The organism is Albidovulum sp. (assembly GCF_049646345.1).
Taxonomy (GTDB): Bacteria; Pseudomonadota; Alphaproteobacteria; order Rhodobacterales; family Rhodobacteraceae; genus Albidovulum.
The window spans coordinates 1-1880 of record NZ_JBARVQ010000551.1 but is presented as its reverse complement, the minus strand read 5'-3'; the positions used below and the strand labels follow the sequence as shown (position 1 = coordinate 1880).

General features: G+C 64.3%; 2 protein-coding genes and 2 pseudogenes. All 4 read right to left on the bottom strand.

What is annotated here, in order from left to right:
* Positions 1–294, bottom strand: a pseudogene (locus tag WBB85_RS14230) (efflux RND transporter periplasmic adaptor subunit); the annotation flags it as partial.
* Between the two features lie 84 nt (positions 295–378).
* A pseudogene (gene moaB, locus WBB85_RS14225) lies at positions 379–921 on the bottom strand (molybdenum cofactor biosynthesis protein B).
* Positions 918–1538, bottom strand: a complete 621-nt coding sequence (locus tag WBB85_RS14220; protein ID WP_432639266.1) for a LysE family translocator — start codon at positions 1536–1538, stop codon at positions 918–920. Before WBB85_RS14220 ends, moaB begins: the two are co-directional and overlap by 4 nt.
* The coding region (locus WBB85_RS14215) for a uracil-DNA glycosylase (RefSeq protein WP_432639265.1) at positions 1538–1880 on the bottom strand (343 nt) is incomplete at its 5' end. The genes WBB85_RS14215 and WBB85_RS14220, both read right to left, overlap by 1 nt.

Sequence of the window (1880 nt, the reverse complement as noted above, 5' to 3'; positions counted from 1 at the left end):
CCCGTCAGCAAAACCCGGTGCCAGTTCAACGATGAGCCCCGCTGCATTGGCCCTCAGTTCCAGCCTGCGGCTGGTGCGCACCTCGCCAAAGGCGGTCATCACCGGTGCGATGCTTGTCGGCTGCAATGTGGTGACGCGCGCGGTAAAGACACGCTCTTCGGCGGGGCGCGAGGCCCCCTCATCCGCATTGCGGATATCGATCGCCGACTTCAGCGTGGCCCCGGCCATAGCCAGAAGCGCGATCGTGATCGCCGTAAGGAGCAGCCCAAGAAGGCTGCGTGTCAGAAAACGCATGCGATACCGTTACTTTTGTCCCAGTCAAATCCTAGACCCGGGGACGAATTCCTCCAAGCCTAAAGCACAAAACGCGCGAAGCTGTTACTTCCGGCGCAAATGTTCGTCGAGACGGGGCATAATCTCCACGAAATTGCAGGGGCGGTGGCGTTAGTCGAGCTGCCATTTCAATATCTCGTCCCAAGCATCCTTGCAGGCACCGGGACTGCCCGGCAGCGCGAACAGGTAAGTGCCCATGGCGACACCGCCCGTCGCGCGGGACTGAACCGCGCTGGTGCCGATCTTCTGCATCGAGACGATGGTGAAGACCGTGGCGAAAGCCTCGATCTCTTTCTCATAGACATCGCGATGCGCCTCGACCGTCACATCGCGGCCCGTGAGGCCCGTGCCCCCGGTGGAAATCACCACGTCGATCCCGGGATCGGCACACCAGTCGCGAAGCTTCGCCGCGATCAATGCCCGCTCATCCTGCACGATATCGCGGGTGGCCAGCACATGCCCCGCCTCGGCAATCCGTGCCACCAGCGTATCGCCTGACCGGTCCTCTGCCATCGATCTTGTGTCCGACACGGTCAGGACGGCAATGCGGACCGGAATGACCTCTTTCGTTTCGTCGATCCGGCTCATGCGCGCCCCTCCCATGCAAGTTTCGCGGCCAGAAGGCCAAACACGGTGGCAGACGCCCGGCGCAACCCGCGCTCCACCCCGGCATTGCGGGCCAGAACCCGGCCCATGCCCCCTGCCCCGCAGCCAACTGCCCCGTTGATGATCAGCCCGCCAAGCCCGATCACAATGCCGAAGATCAGGAACTGCGCCAGCACTGCGCCGCGCGCGGGGTCCACGAATTGCGGGATGAAGGCGAGGATGAAGAGGATCACCTTCGGGTTCGACACATTGACCAGAAACCCATCGCGGAAGGCGCGCGACGTACGCACGGCAGGGGAATCGCCCCGTGCGATGGGCGTCCGCAGGGTCCGCCATGCAAGATACAGAAGATAGGCCACGCCAACCCAGCGGATCGCGTGGAACACCCCCGGCATGGAGGCGACAAGCGCCCCCAGCCCGATCCCCGCCAGCGTGACATTGAGCATCGAGCCAGCCGTGATCCCCGCACTCGCAGCCACAGCCGCGCGCGGCCCGCCGCGCAGACCTTGGGCGAAACAGAACATCATGTCTGCCCCGGGTGTCAGGTTCAGCGCCAGAGCGGCGGGGATGAACGCGACAAGCGTCAGCGGATCGACGATCACGGGCGCTTCCCCAGCCGCGCCTTGATCTCCAGCAGATCGGCCCAGGCTTCGCGCTTGGCCGCCGGGGTGCGCAGAAGATAGGCAGGATGCGTCATCGGCATCGCCGGACGCCCGAAAACCTCGGTCCAATGGCCGCGCAGCCGCAGAATGCCGCGTTTGCCCAAAGCGGCGGCGCAGGGCGTATTGCCCATCAGAACGATGACATCAGGGTTCACGAACTCCACATGCCGCGTGACGAAGGGCAGCATCATCGCGATCTCACCCGGCTCAGGGTCGCGGTTCTGCGGCGGCCGCCAGGGCATGACATTGGTGATGTAGAGTGCCTCATCGGCATGATGG